Origin of the sequence: Halorussus marinus, from assembly GCF_004765795.1 — an archaeon.
Classification (GTDB): Archaea; Halobacteriota; Halobacteria; order Halobacteriales; family Haladaptataceae; genus Halorussus; species Halorussus marinus.
Map to the genome: position 1 here is coordinate 126780 of NZ_SBIV01000008.1, position 14749 is coordinate 141528.

The 14749-nt window shown below is 69.3% G+C and carries 13 protein-coding genes and 1 tRNA gene; 5 read left to right on the plus strand and 9 right to left on the minus strand.

Annotated elements, in window-relative coordinates; translation table 11 throughout:
* Positions 1–91 precede the first annotated feature (91 nt).
* The 4 genes from EPY72_RS15660 to solA all read right to left on the minus strand — a co-directional run bounded on the left by EPY72_RS15660 (position 92) and on the right by solA (position 4772).
* Positions 92–1261 (minus strand): ABC transporter permease, encoded by a 1170-nt coding sequence (locus tag EPY72_RS15660; RefSeq protein ID WP_210423553.1) that lies wholly within the window; start codon positions 1259–1261, stop codon positions 92–94.
* On the minus strand, positions 1254–1961 hold the full coding sequence (locus EPY72_RS15665; protein WP_134671839.1) for an ABC transporter ATP-binding protein: 708 nt from the start codon (positions 1959–1961) through the stop codon (positions 1254–1256). The genes EPY72_RS15660 and EPY72_RS15665 overlap by 8 nt, the downstream gene beginning before the upstream one ends.
* A gap of 1 nt (position 1962) precedes the next feature.
* Positions 1963–3456: a COG1361 family protein gene (locus EPY72_RS15670; protein ID WP_134671838.1), complete on the minus strand. Its 1494-nt coding sequence runs from the start codon at positions 3454–3456 to the stop codon at positions 1963–1965.
* Between the two features lie 164 nt (positions 3457–3620).
* Positions 3621–4772 carry an N-methyl-L-tryptophan oxidase gene (gene solA, locus EPY72_RS15675; protein WP_244605603.1) on the minus strand — a complete coding sequence of 384 codons (1152 nt, stop codon included), beginning with the start codon at positions 4770–4772 and terminating at the stop codon, positions 3621–3623.
* Between the two features lie 184 nt (positions 4773–4956).
* Here solA and EPY72_RS15680 point away from each other — a divergent pair, with 184 nt between their 5' ends.
* Positions 4957–6516, plus strand: a complete 1560-nt coding sequence (locus tag EPY72_RS15680; RefSeq protein WP_244605604.1) for an ABC transporter permease — start codon at positions 4957–4959, stop codon at positions 6514–6516.
* A gap of 21 nt (positions 6517–6537) precedes the next feature.
* Here EPY72_RS15680 and EPY72_RS15685 read toward each other — a convergent pair whose 3' ends face one another.
* From EPY72_RS15685 to EPY72_RS15705, 5 genes are all read right to left on the minus strand, one after another.
* The gene (locus EPY72_RS15685; protein ID WP_135807031.1) at positions 6538–6906 is read right to left on the minus strand and encodes a DUF7522 family protein; all 369 of its coding nucleotides are present in this window, start codon (positions 6904–6906) and stop codon (positions 6538–6540) included.
* A gap of 190 nt (positions 6907–7096) precedes the next feature.
* A tRNA-Ile gene (locus EPY72_RS15690) sits at positions 7097–7170 on the minus strand.
* A gap of 125 nt (positions 7171–7295) precedes the next feature.
* Positions 7296–7886, minus strand: coding sequence for an FxsA family protein (locus tag EPY72_RS15695; RefSeq protein ID WP_135807032.1), 591 nt, complete (start codon positions 7884–7886; stop codon positions 7296–7298).
* Positions 7887–7929: 43 nt separating this feature from the next.
* On the minus strand, positions 7930–8595 hold the full coding sequence (locus EPY72_RS15700; RefSeq protein WP_135807033.1) for a glycosyltransferase family 2 protein: 666 nt from the start codon (positions 8593–8595) through the stop codon (positions 7930–7932).
* Positions 8596–8770: 175 nt separating this feature from the next.
* The gene (locus EPY72_RS15705; RefSeq protein WP_135807034.1) at positions 8771–9319 is read right to left on the minus strand and encodes a DUF4385 domain-containing protein; all 549 of its coding nucleotides are present in this window, start codon (positions 9317–9319) and stop codon (positions 8771–8773) included.
* 177 nt (positions 9320–9496) lie between these two features.
* Between EPY72_RS15705 and EPY72_RS15710 the strand changes: the two genes are divergently transcribed.
* The 4 genes from EPY72_RS15710 to EPY72_RS15725 all read left to right on the plus strand — a co-directional run bounded on the left by EPY72_RS15710 (position 9497) and on the right by EPY72_RS15725 (position 14729).
* Positions 9497–11023 carry a cryptochrome/photolyase family protein gene (locus EPY72_RS15710; RefSeq protein WP_135807035.1) on the plus strand — a complete coding sequence of 509 codons (1527 nt, stop codon included), beginning with the start codon at positions 9497–9499 and terminating at the stop codon, positions 11021–11023.
* 30 nt (positions 11024–11053) lie between these two features.
* On the plus strand, positions 11054–12490 hold the full coding sequence (locus tag EPY72_RS15715) for a DASH family cryptochrome (protein WP_135807036.1): 1437 nt from the start codon (positions 11054–11056) through the stop codon (positions 12488–12490).
* Between the two features lie 128 nt (positions 12491–12618).
* Positions 12619–13164: a hypoxanthine/guanine phosphoribosyltransferase gene (hpt, locus tag EPY72_RS15720; protein ID WP_135807037.1), complete on the plus strand. Its 546-nt coding sequence runs from the start codon at positions 12619–12621 to the stop codon at positions 13162–13164.
* A 182-nt stretch (positions 13165–13346) separates the two neighbouring features.
* The gene (locus tag EPY72_RS15725; protein ID WP_135807038.1) at positions 13347–14729 is read left to right on the plus strand and encodes a uracil-xanthine permease family protein; all 1383 of its coding nucleotides are present in this window, start codon (positions 13347–13349) and stop codon (positions 14727–14729) included.
* Positions 14730–14749: the final 20 nt, after the last annotated feature.

Below are 14749 nucleotides of genomic sequence, written 5' to 3' on the forward strand. Positions count from 1 at the left end.
TTCGGAGAGCCGGTATTAACGGATTGCTATGAACGCTATATAGGGGCCGGTAGCGGTCCGAAACCGACGGTCGAGGCGGGCGGTCGGGACCTCAGCCCCGGAGGGCCTCGACGGGCTCGGACTCGGCGGCCTTCCACGCCGGATAGAGCCCGCCGACGACGCTCGCGGTCACGCCGAAGGCGAACCCGACCACGGCGTACCGGAGCGCCTCCGCGCTGAACGCGAGCGGATCGCCGAGCAACGCGCCGTTGATCAGCGACCCGACCGCGAAGCTGATCGCGGTCCCGAGGATCGCGCCGGTCAGCCCGAGCAGCGCCGCCTCCGCGAGCATGATCCGGAGCACGTCCATCCGGTGGTAGCCGACCGCCCGGAGCACGCCGATCTCCTGCTTGCGTTCGATGACGCTCATCAGCATCACGTTGGTGATGCTGACCCCCGCCACCACCAGCGAGATGGCGCCGATCCCGATGAGAAAGAGGTTGATCTGTGCGAACGCCTGATCGATCTGCTCGGAGACGTCGGCGCGCTCGAAGACGTTGATGAGCTCCTCGCGACCGTTGAACTCGTCGCGGATCGCCATCGCGGTCGCGTTGGCCTCGGTCGCGCCGTCGGTCCGGACGATGACCTGGCTGTAGCCCTCGCCGTCGAACTGCTCGACCGGCAGGACGACCGCGTCGTTCGGGCGCGCTGGCGCGGCCTGACCCTCGTCTTGGAGGACGGCCTGCACTCGATAGGTCTCGGTGACCTCGACCGGCTGGCCGTCGCGGGTGACGGTGCGCCGGAGTTCGAGCTTGTTGCCCGGTTCGAGGTCGTTCCGATCCGCGAACGTCTGGCCGATCAGCGCGCCCTTCCGCCAGTTGCCCGGGATCGACCCCCGACGGACCTCGTAGAGCGACTCGGGATCTGTGACTCCGTAGACGGTCACGCCGCCCGACCCCTCGCCGACCGTCCGGGACTGTCGCTGTTTCAGCGGCACGATCTCGCTGTCGCCGGCGAGGCGGTCGATGATCTGGACGTCGCTGTCGGTGAGGTAGGCGGGGTCTTTCTCGCCGCTCGCGTACACCTGGAGGTCGCTCCCGATCTCGCCGATAGTCTCGAGCTGGGCCTCCTTGAACGCGACGCCGAACATCCCGAGCGACGCGATGGCGACCACGCCGATGACGATCGCAAGCACCGCGAGCGCGGTCCGGGTGCGGGCCCGCGCGAGGTTTCGGCGGGCCATCAGGAACGTCGGGACGCGCCGCCACAGCGGCTCAAGCACGCCGGTCACCCCGACTGTGTTCGGCGTCCGCGCCCGACACGATCGAGCCGTCGATGAGCTCGACCACCCGGTCGGCGTAGTCGGCGACGTAGTCGTCGTGGGTGACCGTCACCACCGCGACGTCGTCGTCCTCGCAGATCTGGCCGAACTCGTCGAGGATGACGTCGCCGGTGTCCCGGTCGAGGTTGCCGGTCGGCTCGTCGGCCAACAGGAGGTCGGGCTGGTTCACCAGCGACCGGGCGATCGCGACCCGCTGTTTCTGGCCGCCCGACAGCTCGTCGGGGTAGTGGTCGAGCCGGTCGCCCAGCCCGACGCGTTCGAGCAGTTCGGTCGCCCGCCGGGTGGTCTCTTTGGGCTCGCCCGCGAGCAGTCGCGGGACCTCGACGTTCTCCCGGGCGGTCAGCGTCGGCACGAGGAAGAAACTCTGGAAGACGAATCCGATGGTCTCGCTCCGGCGGTCGGTCCGCTCGGCGGTCGTCAGCGTCGAGACGTCCTCGCCGTCGAGCAACACGGTTCCCCGCGTCGGGACGTCGAGCAGCCCGAGGATGTTGAGCAGGGTCGACTTCCCGCTCCCGCTGGGGCCGACGATGGAGACGAACTCGCCGCGCTCGACCTCGAAGTCGATGCCAGCGAGCGCGCGGACCGTCTCCCCGCCGGTCTCGTACTCCTTGACGACGTCGGTTCCGGTGACCAGCGACATCTTACCGGCGGGTCCACCAGACGCCCGCGACGATCAGGAGCGCGACCAGCCCGCCGATCGGGACCAGCGGGATCGAACTCCCGCCCGAGTTCGATTCGTCGCCGGACGGCGCGGGGCCGACGTCGACCTCGACGGTCCGAGTCCGGGTCACGTCGTCGACGACGTAGCTCACCCGAAGCGGGACGGTCGTCCGGTTGTTCGAGAGTTCGGCGTTCACGTCGAAGGTGACGAAGTCGCTCGAGTCGACCGTCCCGACGAAGTACTCGGGCTGGGGCTGGGCCTTCCGGACGTTCTGGGCGTCGGCGACGCTCACGACCACGCTCTCGACCGCTTCGCCGCCGAGGTTGGCGGCGCTCCCCGAGACGGTGAGCCGGTCGCCCTGCCACTCGGCGTTCACGCCCGTCAGCGAGACGTTACCGGGGTTGTCGGGCGGAGTCAGGTCGGCGGTGGCGGTCCGGGTGATCCGGCGTTCGACGCCGTCGCCGTCGGTGTAGGTCAGGGTGAGGTTCACCGGATACGTCCCCGACTCGGCGCTCCGGGCGCGGTAGGAGAACGTCCGCTCGGACCCGCCGGCCAGCGAGGGAACGACCCGGCGGTTCTCGCGGATCGTGACGTCGTCGCTGTCGGCTTCGAGCGAGACCTGTCGGACCGCACTCTCCATCCCGTTCGAGACGGTGACGTTGAGCGACCGCCACGCACCCTCGACGGCCGACTCCGTCTCGACCGCGAGCTGGGGGTGGTCGGTCGGCTGGGCCGGCGGCGTGAAGTCAGCCCGCAACAGCCGGGTCAGCCGGCGGCTCTCGCCGTCGGCGGTCGTGTACGAGAGCTCGACCTCGACGGGGTACTCGCCGGCTTCCTCGACCCCGCCGGTGAACTCGAAGTCGGTTTCCGCGCCGCTCTCGAGGCGGGCTCGGATCTTGGCGTCCTCCTCGATCGAGACGTCCTCGCCGTCGACGTCGACCGAGAGCTGTCTGATGGCGTCGTCGCGGCCGTTCGAGACGGTGACTGTCATCGTGCGGGCGTCGAGCGAGACCGCCGACTCGGTGTCGAGCGACAGCTGGGGGTGCTCGCCGTTCACGCGGAGCGTGAGCGGGTGGACGACCCGCCGCTGTTGGCCGTCGCGGCTCTCGAGGACGACGTGGACGTAGAGGTCGCGCTCGCCGGTGTTGTTGAGCGTGGCCTCGAACCCGCGACGTTCGGTCTCGCCCGGTTCGACCGTGGTCGGGCCGGGCTGGTGACTCTCGCGGAGCTTCGAGCTTCGCATCTCGCCGTCGCGGAGTTCGAGCCGGCTCACGCTGTAGGCGGTGTTCGACGACTCGGCGTTCGTGACGGTGGCCGCGATCCGGAACGGCTGTTCGGGCGACGGGAAGTCGGGGGCGTCGACCGACACCGAGACGAAGTCGTCGTCGGCGACCGCGGTGCCCGCGCCTGCTGGCGCGACGGTCGCGACGACGAGAATCGTTACGAGCAACGTTGGGACGGATTTTCGCGTCATTGTGTACAGTGAATCTCGTGGGGGTTGAAGCGGCGTCAGACGGCGACTCCGCGTGTGGAGGGTCGTGGTTCGGCGCCGTCGACTGAACCGTTCGGCTACCTGTGTAGACGTAACACGGGAAAGCGGCCGGATAACTATTACGATACAGACAGGAAAGTGTCGGTCTACAGCCGATCGAGGGCGAACAGGTCGAGGTCGTATTCGCGCTCGACAACCCCATCCACTGATAGGTCCGCGAGCGCCTCGCCGACCGCGCTACAGAACTTGAAGCCGTGGCCGGTGAACCCGGCGGCGACCGCCACCTGCGGGTGGTCGGGGTGGCGCCCGAGGTAGTGGTGGCCGTCGTGCGACCGGGTCAGGAGACACGTCTTGAGCCCGAGAGTGGTCCCGGCGGCGGCCGGAAACTGGGCCTCGACGGCCGCCCGCAACCGGGCCGCCTCGGCGTCGGTCGGCTCGCGGTCCATCCGATCGGGGTCGACCGCCTCCGGATCCTCCGGGGTCCGGCCGATCTTGATGCCGGGCACGTCGTGGATCGGGAAGCCGTAGGTGTGGTGGTCCTCGCCGTCGACGATGAAGACCGGGAACGACTCGGGGGTGAACCGCTCGGGCGCCTCCGGACGGAACCACGCCATGACCCGGCGCTCGGGCGTGAGGTGCTCGCGCAACGCCGGCAGGACCTCGCCGGTCCACGCTCCGGCGGCGACGACGAGTCGGTCCGCACGGTACCGACCCCGCTCGGTGGTGACCTCGACGCCGTCGCCGACGGGCCGCCAGTCGACCGCCGGCTCCCGGGCGCGGATCTCGGCCCCGGCGTCGAGCGCGCCTTCGACGTGGCCGACGATGCAGTCTTCGGGCACGAGAAAGCCGCCGTCGGGCTGGACGACCGCGCGGTACGACGCCGGGAGATCGTAGCCGGGGTATCGCTCGGACAGTTCGGCGCCGGTGAGCAGGTCGTACTCGAAGGCGTTCGCCTCACAGCACTCGATCGCGTCCGCGACGTACTCGCCGTCGGCGGGGCCGGCGTGGACCGACCCGGTGCGGTGCAGGAGGTCGCGGTCGGTCTCGGCCGCCAGCTCGTCCCAGAGGTCGCCGGCCCGGCTCGCGAGCCCCACGTAGTCGGGATGTTTCGTCTGGACGAGCCGGAAGATCCGGGTCTCGCCGTGCGAAGACCCCATGTCGTGTGGCACGTCGTAGCGTTCGAGTCCGAGGACGTCCAGTCCCCGGCGGGCGAGGTGGTAAACGGCCGCGCTTCCCATGCCGCCGACGCCGACGACGATGACGTCGCGGCGCGCGCCGGTGTCGTTCGCGCGAGACACTGACGGTACTCCCGAGAGCGCGATATTATATCTTTCCCGTCCGACAGGGTCGCGAGGCCGACTCGCTTCGCGCGGGCTCGATCCGTCGGTCGCGAACGGGACGACCGACCGGCCGGGAATGTACGTCGACTAATACTTATGCGTGACGTGTAAACGCACAGACGACCGAACGGAGAGTTCGAATATGGTTGATCAATCGCTTCCCGGTTCGGACGACGGCGGCGGCAGAGAGATAACGCGCGGCGTCGCGGTCGCGGCGGCGGTCCTGGTGGCCGTCGCGCTCGCGATAGGGTGGTACTTCAGGCCGTGGTTCCAGGGGCTCGTCTACCTCCTGTACACGACGCCGATGGTGCTCGTCGCGGGCGCGGTCGCGGCCGCGGTGACAGCGACGCTGTGGCGGCGGGACTTCCCGCTCACCGCGAACGCCGCGCTCGGCATCTTCGTCGTCGTGCTCGTCGCGGGCACCGGCGCCGCGGGGCTGTTCGCGGGCGAGGAACTCGGGACCTCGACGATGGCCGACTCCGAGGTCACCGGCGGGCTCTCGGAGGTAGACCCCGACCGACCGCGGGTCGTCACCAAGAGCGTCGCGAGCCGGTACGCCTCGAACACGCTGAACTTCCCCCAGTACCGGATCAGCGGCGGCGACATCACCGTCTACAACGGGACGCCCCACTGGTCGTACGCGCTCTCGCCCGACGGGACGTGGAACCACCTGACGAAACAACAGCACGGCACCGTTCTGGTCGATATGACCCGCCAGAACGCCCAGACGGAGGTCGTCACCGGCGACCTCCGGAAGGGGATCGGGACCGCGTTCTACAACCACTACAAGTGGCACACCGTCAAGAACGGGGAGTACCTCGTCGACTACGAGGACCCGTTCATGGTCGTCCACGAGGGCGAACAGTACGTCGCGGTCCCCTACACCAAACCGGAGTTTCACTGGACGCCGGTCCCCCACACGACGCCCGAGTGGGGCGGCGTCGCGCTGATCGACAGCGACGGCTCGCTCGAAGACCTCTCGCCGGCCGAGGCCCGGTCGCATCCGGTCCTCGAAGGCCAGAAGCTCTACCCGCTCTCGCTGGCGCGCCAGAAGGTGGCCGCGACCAAGTACCGCAACGGCATCGTCAACACCTTCACGAGCCACCGCGACGAGATCGAGGTCGCGCCGGTCCCCGGCGAGGACAACGACCAGCCGTTTGTGGTGCTGACCGAGAACGGCCCCGAGTACGTGGTGGCGGTCGAGCCCTACGGCGATGCACAGGGGCTCAAAGAGGTCTGGACCGTCGACAGCCGGACCGGCGACTTCCAGCGGTACTCGCCAAACGAGTCGCTGTTCGGGCCCCGGAAGGCGACCGACTACGTGCGACAGGCCGCCCGGACGACCGACTGGAACCGGTTTACCCCCTCCGAGCCGATCCCGGTGGTCGTTGACGGGGAGTTCTACTGGGAAGTCCGGGTGGTACCCGAGGACAGCAGTGGGATCGCGTACATCGCGTTCGTGAACGCGCGATCGAGCGACGTCGTCGAAGTCGAGCAGACCGAGGAGGTGTCGGCGTTCCTGCGGGGCGCGACCGTCGCGCCCGACGCCGGCGACGGCGAGGGGTCGACCGACGGCGACGCCCCCGAGATGATCGTCCAGCGCGTCGCCGATAACGGCACCGTGCTCGAAACGCTGGAAGTGTACGGCAACGAGTCGATCCAGATCGAACGGGGCGCTCGCAACGAAACCGACGGTCGGTGAGCAAGCCCCCGGTCGCCGGCCTCAGAGCCGATCGCGACACCCGTCGATGAACGACGAGAGCTTCGACCCGACTTCGGGCTCGACGCTCAACAGGACGCTGTGACACTGCTCGTGGGGGAACTGGAACACGTAGGCGTTGTCGTGGTAGTGGACGATCGCGGCCTTCGATCCGATCTCGGTCTCGGGACGCTCGTGAACCCCCGCCTCGAAGTCGATCCGAAACGACTCGGCGACTCGCTCGTAGCGGTCCTCGGTGTAGGTCTGTCGGACGTCGTCGCGGATGTAGATCGGCTTCCAGTCGTCTTCGAAGAGGACGAACACGGTCCGTAAGGCGTCGCCTAACTGATCGGTCGCGTAGCCCGCCAGTCGCTCGCCCGTGGCAGACGGCATGCGCTGGAGATGGCAACACCCCCACTTAGAGCTAGTGGTACGGAATCACCGTCGGCCTCGTCCGGATCGACCGACGTCCGCCGACCGGCGCTGACGAGCGGGACGCTGTCGAAAGATAAGTGCCGAAGTTAGGTGGCTGGGGAGTTGCGGCCCCAGTTTCCGGACGGACAGTCCCCGCCCGGAAAGGAGGTGGGCCAACACGGATTTGAACCGCGAACCTCCCGGTTATCAGCCGAGCGCTCAACCTGATTGAGCTATTGGCCCAGGTGAGCGCATTCTTTGGTTGCCCCCTCGGATGTTTAAGCGTTTCCTTTCGCCGACGGTTCGGTACGCCCTCACGGGGTTTTCGACGCCGAGCCCCCCACGGCGATCCGATCGAAGCCGCCGGTCTACCGGTTTTCGTCGTCCTCGAAGTCGATGTCGTAGGCGTCGTCGTCCATCCGATAGGTGTCGTCGTCGGTCGACGAGTCGCGCGTCGCCTCCCCGGAGTCGGTACCGCCCGTGCCGGGACCGCCGGGACCGAACCCGCCGCCTGCGCCCGGACCCGCGCTCGCGTCCTCGGCGTTCGGGAACCCGAACGTGTAGACGTTGCCGGTGGCGAACCCGCCGGTCTTCTGCTCGACGTAGGGTTTGATCACCCACTTCTGGACCGCCTCGCGGACGAGGATGCGACTCGGCGGGAAGGCCAACAGGAACCCGACCGCGTCGGTCACCAGCCCGGGCGTGAGCAGGAACGCGCCCGCGGCGATGAGGAGCGCGCCGTCGGTGAGTTCGTCGGTCGGGACGCCGCCCTCGGCGAGGCGCCGCTGGAGTTTGCGGACGGTGTGGCGGCCCTCGGCGCGGACGAACAGCATGCCGAGCAGTGCGGTCAACACCACGAGCGCGACGGTCGGGACCGCGCCCAACTGCGCCGCCACGAAGACGAGGAACAGGGCGTCCAGCAGCGGGATGAGGAGGAGCGCGGCGAGTGCGCGTTTCATCGGTCGTTCTTGATCCGGATTGTCGCTCGCGCGGTAAAACCCTTTAGGTGCGAGGGCTTTCGTCGCGAAGCCGTCTCCAGTCGAGACGGAGGTAATGAACCAGCGTCCCGGTCAGCCCGAGGCGCTCGACGCGTCGCGGGGACGTCTCGACCAGCGCCTCGGGGTGGTAGCCCGTCGGGTACCGCCGCGCGAGTTCGCGGCTGAAGGCGGTGTCCTCGTTGGGCACGTTCGGGAACCCGCCGACGTCGGCGTACGCGTTCCGGCGCACGAAGCAGTTGAACCCCGGAAGGATCGGCCGACCGAGCCGCGGGAAGACGTGGTTGATCGTCGCCGCCATCGCCGTCGCTCGCAGACAGTCGGGCATGCGACATCGCGAGGACGCGGCCGCGAGCCCGTTCTTGCGGACGAACGCCAGCATCGCGTCGAGGTAGTCCGGATCGACCGCGGTATCGGCGTCGACGAACGCCAGCCACTCACCGTCGGTGGCCTGCGCCCCGCGGTGGCGGGCGGCGCCGATGCCGGGGTCGCGCTGGTCGACGACCGCGGCGCCGTACCGTCGCGCGATCGCGGCGGTGTCGTCGTCGCTGTCCCCATCGACGACGACGATCTCGTACTCTCGGTCGGTCCGCTGGTCGCGGATGCTCGCCAGCGCGTCCGGGAGGTAGGCCGCCTCGTCTTTCGCGGGGACGACGAAGCTGACTGCGGGCATGGTGGGGACTCCGGTTCGGGTCGACGGAGTTCGAGGGCGAGGAGTAAGGGTCTTTCCGCCGGAGGTCGTAGGACCGACCGGCCGATGACGAGGCGATCGCTCCGAGCCGGTCTCGGCAGCCGGCGGTGACGAGCCCTATGAGTGCCGAGGCCGACGCCGTTCGAGCCGACGGGGCTCACTCGTTTCGTTCGCGATGACGCGCTTCGAGCCGCTGGTATCGGTCGTCGGCCCGCGCTCGCTCCAGCCAGACCGCGTAGACCAGCGCGGCCTCTCGCTTGTCGTGGTCGGCCCAGTGGACCGGCTCGCGAGGCTCGCCGTCCTCGTACTTGCGCCCGCCGGGGTACCGGGCGTAGCGCATCGCCCGGGTGTAGCCCATCTGGAGGTACTTGCGCGCCATATCCATCCCGACGAACTCGCCGGTCCGGCCGTAGGCCCGAAACTGGTTGTAGATCGCTTCGCCGGCCTCGTCGGCGGTCTCGCGGTCGGCGTACCCCCACAGCGGGAGGAGTTCGGACTTGTACGGCTGGACTTTGAACACGCCCTCCTCGCCGCGGCCGATATCGTAGCGCTCGGGATGTCGCCGGTAATCGACGTCGTGGGCCGCCTCGTCGCGGACGTGGGGCGGCGCGGTCGCCTCGGCGCTATCGGGCGGCGAGTCTGTGGCCTCGTCGCCGTCGGACGCTCCGACCGTCTTCTCGTCCGGGTGCGAGTCGTCGGGTGTCACGCTTTCGAGTTCGCGTTCGTCGGTGAAATGTCCTGCTCACCCGCCGGCCGACCGACAAAACAACCATGGGCCTGTCGTCCGAAGGGCCGGTATGAACAGCACGTCCGTCCCCGCGGAGGGCCGACCGCGGCCGGCCGCGTCGGGGTCCGATCGCGACAGACGACCGCGAGGGCCGCGATGACGGTCCTCGTGCTCGGCGACCAGCTCACGCGGCGGGTCGGGCCGGTCGCGGCCCGGCCCGACGACCGCGTGCTGTTGATCGAGGCCCGCGAGTTCGCCCGTCGGCTGCCGTACCACCCCCACAAGCTCACGCTCGTGTTCGGCGCCATGCGGGCGTACCGCGACGAGCTCCGAGACGCGGGCCGCGAGGTCGAGTACGTCCGCGCCGAGACGTTCCGGGAGGGGCTCGCGACCCACTTCGACGCCCACCCGAACGACGACCTGACGGTCATGCGACCGTCGAGCCACGGCGGGGCCGAGCGGCTCCGACGGCTGGTCGAGCGTGAGGGGGGCCGGCTCGACGTCGTCGACAACGACCTGTTTCTCTGCTCGCGGTCGGCGTTCGCGTCGTTCGCGAGCGATCGGACCCAGCCGTACCGCCACGAGGAGTTCTACCGGTTCATGCGCCGGAAGACCGGCTACCTGATGGCCGACGGCGAGCCGGTCGGCGGCGAGTGGAACTACGACGACCAGAACCGCGAGTTCCCCGACGAGTCGTACGATCCGCCCGACCCGCCGGCGTACGACCCCGACGAGCGCACTCGCGAAGTCGCCGAGTGGGTCCGCGAGGAGTTCGACGGCGGGTACGAAGCGCCGCCGTACGGCGGCGACTGGGCCGACCCCGAGCCGTTCCGCTGGCCGGTCACCCGCGCCGACGCCCTCGACGCGCTCGATCGGTTCGTCGACGAGCGCCTCGCGGCCTTCGGGCCGTATCAGGACGCCATGCTCGAAGACGAGTGGGCCATGCACCACGCCCTGCTGTCGGTCCCGCTCAACCTCGGGCTCCTCGGTCCCGACGAGGTCATCGAGCGAGTGCTCGACGGCGCCCGGGCCGATCCGGACGTCCCGCTGAACAGCGTCGAGGGGTTCGTCCGCCAGGTCCTCGGCTGGCGGGAGTTCGTCCGGGGCGTCTACGCCGAGACGATGCCGGAGCTCGCGACCGCGAACCAGCTCGAAGCCAGCCAAGCCCTCCCGGAGTTCTACTGGACGGGGGAGACCGAGATGGCCTGCCTCGCGGACGCGGTCGACGGAGTTCGAAAGCGCGGGTACAGCCACCACATCCAGCGGCTCATGGTGCTTTCGAACTTCGGGCTCCTGTACGGCGTCGAGCCCCGCCGGCTCAACCGGTGGTTTCACGCCGGCTACGTCGACGCCTACCACTGGGTGACCACGCCCAACGTCGTCGAGATGGGCCTCTACGGCGCGGGGGCGTTCGCGAGCAAGCCGTACGCCGCGTCGGCCAACTACGTCGACGGGATGAGCGACTACTGCGGGGGCTGTGCCTACGATCCCGACGCGACCACGGACGAGGGCGCCTGCCCGTTCAACGCCCTCTACTGGGACTTCCTCGATCGGAACGAAGAGCGCCTGGGCGACAACTACCGGATGGGCCTCGTCTACTCGCACCTCGAAGACAAGGACGTCGAGGCGATCCGCGAGCGCGCCGAGACGGTCCGGCGCATGACCGACGACGGGGTGGTCTGAGATGGCGACGATCGCCGACCGGAGGCACCGATGAGCCGGCCCCGGACCGCCGTGGTCTGGTTCCGGCGGGACCTCCGGACCCACGATCACGAGCCCCTCGTCGAGGCCGCCGCGGCCGACCGGCTCCTGCCGGTCTACGTGTTCGACCCCGAACGCTACGGGACGCGGGAGTTCGGCGGCGACGACTCGTTCGCCTACGAGAAGACCGGCGGGTTTCGCACGCGGTTCCGTCTGGAGGCCGTCGCGGACCTCCGGTCGCGGCTCCGGGCGGCGGGCAGTGACCTCCTCGTCCGCGTCGGCCCGGCGCCGGCCACGGTGGCCGACCTCGCCGACGACGTCGACGCCGACGCCGTGTACGCACACACCCGCCCGACGCCCGAAGAGCGCGCCGTCGAGACCGCCCTCGCCGAGCGGCTCGCCGACGCCGGCGTCGCGTTCGAGCGGTACTGGGGCCACACGCTCTATCGGCCCGAGGACCTCCCCTCGAGCGTCGAGGAGATCGACGACACGTACACGCCGTTCAGACACGCCGTCGAGTCGGAGGCGACCGTCCGGGAGCCCCTCGATCGGCCCGCGGTGCCGGCGCGACCGGCGGTCGAACCGGGCGAGATCCCGACCGCCGAGGCACTCGGCGTCGAGCCCGCGACCGACGACGACCGGGCGGCGCTGGCCTTCGAGGGCGGGGAGACCGCGGGACTCGACCGACTGGAGACGTACCTCTGGACGACCGACAGCCTCCGGGAGTACAAACAGACGCGCAACGGACTGGTGGGTCGGGACTACTCCTCGAAGCTCTCGGCGTGGCTCAACGAAGGGTGTCTGTCCCCGAGACGGGTCCACGAGGCGGTCGAGCGATACGAGGCCGAACGCGTCGCCAACGACTCGACCTACTGGCTCGTCTTCGAACTGCTGTGGCGGGACTTCTTCCAGTTCCAGTTCGCCAAACACGGCGCGCAGTTCTTCGCGCGGGAGGGGATCCGGCGCCGGGAGATCGACTGGCGCGAGGACCCCGCGGCGCTCGCCCGCTGGAAGCGGGGCGAGACCGGGATCCCGTTCGTCGACGCCGCGATGCGCGAACTCACCGAGACCGGCTACCTCTCGAACCGGGGCCGCCAGATCGCCGCGTCGTTTCTCGCCAACGACCTCCGGATCGACTGGCGACGCGGCGCCGCGTACTTCGAGACTCGGTTGGTCGACTACGACCCCGCGTCGAACTACGGCAACTGGGCGTACGTCGCCGGCGTCGGCAACGACTCGCGGAACCGGAAGTTCGACGTGCTGGGTCAGGCCCACTACTACGACCCCGAGGCGGCGTACGTGAAACGCTGGGTGCCCGCGGTCGAGCCCCTGGAGCCGGCGGACGCCCACGCACCGTGGCGGCTCTCGGCCGAGCGCCGACGCGAACTCGGCGTCGAGTACCCCGACCCGGTGCTCGAACTCCCGCCCGCCGACGAGACCGACGAGTGACCGGCGGGGCGGACCGACCTCGCGCTTGCCGGCGCGGCGTCGCCGACGAGGTCCGACCGCGTCGCGTGCCCGCGGTCTCCGTGGGCGGAGAGCGAACGGTTTTTGGAGCGGTTGTCCGAACACGCGCCATGGAGAAGCTACGCGAGTCGCTCCACGACGCACCGATCGTCGACAAGGACGGCTACCAGTACCTCGTCCACCCCATCAGCAACGGGGTGCCGATGCTCGAACCCGAACTGCTCCGGGAGGTCGTGGTCGGGATCACGCAGGCGGCCGATCTCGACGTGGACAAGATCGTCGCGCCCGAGGCGATGGGGATCCACATCGCGACCGCGCTGTCGCTCCAGACCGACGTGCCCCTCGTGGTCATCCGCAAGCGCGAGTACGGCCTCGACGGCGAGGTCGCGCTCCACCAGACCACCGGCTACTCGGAGTCAGAGATGTTCATCAACGACGTCGAGGCGGGCGACCGCGTGCTGATCGTCGACGACTTGCTGTCGACCGGTGGCACGCTGGTGGGCATCACCGACGCGCTCGACGACATCGGCGCCGAGATCGCCGACATCGCGGTGGTCATCCGGAAAGTCGGCGGATCGGCGCTCGACGACACCGACTACGAGGCGACCAGCCTCGTCGACATCTCGGTCGAGGACTACGAAGTGACCATCCACTGACCCGCAGGTCCGGCCGTCGCGGACGCCGAGCGCGCGACGGTGATCGGCGAACCGCGCCGTCGGTCTCTGCGGGTCGCCAGATTCTTATGCACGAATTTGCCCATATCTCTGCATTCAGGGCCCGAATATACGCTCGAACGCGGAACTATTATTGAGGGCGACCGTCTCGTGGGGCGTACACAATGTCGAGCGAGACGGACGGAGAGATAGACATCGAGTACGACCTCGACGAGCGACCGCCGCTGGCGAAGTCGCTCCTGCTCGGGGTACAGCACGTCGCGGTGATGATCGTGCCGGCGACCGCGGTCGCGTACATCGTCGCGGGCGCGGTCGGGCTGGACGCCGCCAACACCGCCTACATCGTCCAGATGGTGTTGCTGTTCTCCGGGCTGGCGACCGTGGTACAGGCGTACACCGTCGGGCCGGTCGGCGCGCGCCTCCCGATCGTGATGGGGACCAGTTTCACCTTCGTGGGCGCGGCCTCGACCATCGGCGTGAACTACGGGCTCGGCGCGGTGTTCGGCGCGATACTCGTCGCCGGCTTCGCGGTCGAGGGGCTGATCGGCTGGCAGTTCAAACGCATCAAACCCTTCTTCCCGCCGCTGGTGACCGGACTCGTGGTCCTCATCATCGGGCTCTACCTGATCCCGGTCGCGATGGACTACTCGGCCGGCGGCGTCGGCGCGAGCGACTACGGCGCGCTCCACAACGTGGGGCTGGCCGCGCTGGTGCTTTTCGTCTCGGTCGGGCTCAACCTCTTTACCGACGGCGTCACGCGCCTACTGAGCACGCTGGTGGGGCTGGCGGTCGGCTACGTCGCCGCGCTCGGGATCGGACTGGTCGACTTCGGGCCCGTCGGGGCGGCGTCGTGGGTCGCGGTGCCCCAGCCGGGCGCGTTCGGCTTCGCGTTCGAACCGGTCCCGATCGTCACCTTCGCGTTCCTGTTTCTGGTGTCGGCGATGGAGACGGTCGGCGACATGTCGGGCATCACGGCCGCCGAGGGGCGAAACCCCGACAACGACGAACTCCGGGGCGGGCTGTTCACCGACGGCCTGCTGAGTTCGATCGGGGCGGCCTTCGGTGCGTTCCCCGTCACCTCGTTCTCCCAGAACGCCGGCATCGTCAACTTCACCGGCGTGATGAGCCGCCACGTCGTCGGCGTCGCCGGAGTGATCCTCGCCGTGCTGGGACTCAGCCCGAAGGTCGGCGCCGCGGTCGCTACCATCCCGAGCGCGGTGTTCGGCGGCGCGGTGTTGCTGATGGCCGGGATGGTCGCCGCCAGCGGGGCGCGGCTCGTCTTTCTCCACGTCGACCTCGACCGGCGGAACATGGTCATCCTCGCGACCTCGCTCGGGCTCGGGCTCGGGGTCGCGACCCGCCCCGACGCGCTCCAGGGCCTCCCGCAGGCCGCCCAGACGTTCTTCGGCGAGCCCGTCGTGGTGACCGCGCTCACGGCGCTGGTGTTCAACACGCTCACGCCCGGCGACCAGAGTCCGCTGTTCGACGCGCCGCCCGAGGAGACCGTCGACGAGGTCTCCGAGAGCCCCGCCCCGACCGACGACTGACCGGGCGGCGCTCGACCGAG